This is a genomic window from Vibrio sp. D431a (genome assembly GCF_030248655.1).
GTDB lineage: Bacteria > Pseudomonadota > Gammaproteobacteria > Enterobacterales > Vibrionaceae > Vibrio > Vibrio alginolyticus.
Genome location: NZ_JAHGAP010000110.1, coordinates 1 through 695, shown reverse-complemented (window position 1 = coordinate 695; position 695 = coordinate 1). Strand labels below are relative to the sequence as shown.

Sequence of the window (695 nt, the reverse complement as noted above, 5' to 3'; positions counted from 1 at the left end):
TCACACCGGCCGAGAACTTCCATGGTGATGCTGAAATCACTTACACCATCACCGATGGTTCGCTGACTGACCAAGCGAAAGTAGCCGTTACCGTTAATCCAGTGAACGATGCGCCAACGATCAAGGTCGATGCTGTAGAAAGTATCACTGAAGACGCAGTGAGTACCGATACGGTAGTGGCAACGTTGGAAGTCGCTGATACCGATACGCCAGAAGAGCAATTAACCGTTTCTTTAGAAAACAACTCAAACGGCTACTTTGCGTTAGTTGGCGATGAAGTCAAACTGACTCAAGCGGGTGTTGACGCGGTTAACAACGACGAACTCAACCTTAAAGACCTAACGATCAGCGCATCAGCATCGGATGGTGTTAATCCAACGGTTAGCGACAGTGATAGTTTGATTGTGAATCGCGTTAACGATGCACCAACAGTCGATAATGTCATTTCAGATCAAGTGTTAGCAGAAGATTTTACGATCTACACGATTGATTTAAACGACGCATTTAAAGACAGCGACTCCGCACTGAACTTCTCAGTGTCCGGCAACAGCAACGTGTTGGTTTCGATTGAAAATGGCATCGCGACCATTAGCCCAACTGCGGACTGGAACGGCTCAGAAGCGTTGACGTTTACTGCCACCGATCCAAGCGGCGAAAGCGTCAGCCAAACGGTGAACTTCACAGTTGCGCCTGTG

At 48.2% G+C, this 695-nt stretch carries 1 protein-coding gene; it reads left to right on the top strand.

The genetic code is table 11. The annotated features are described in order from the left end of the window. A partial coding sequence (locus KJB35_RS28310; protein ID WP_285469905.1) for a cadherin-like domain-containing protein occupies nucleotides 1–695 on the top strand: 695 nt, incomplete at both ends.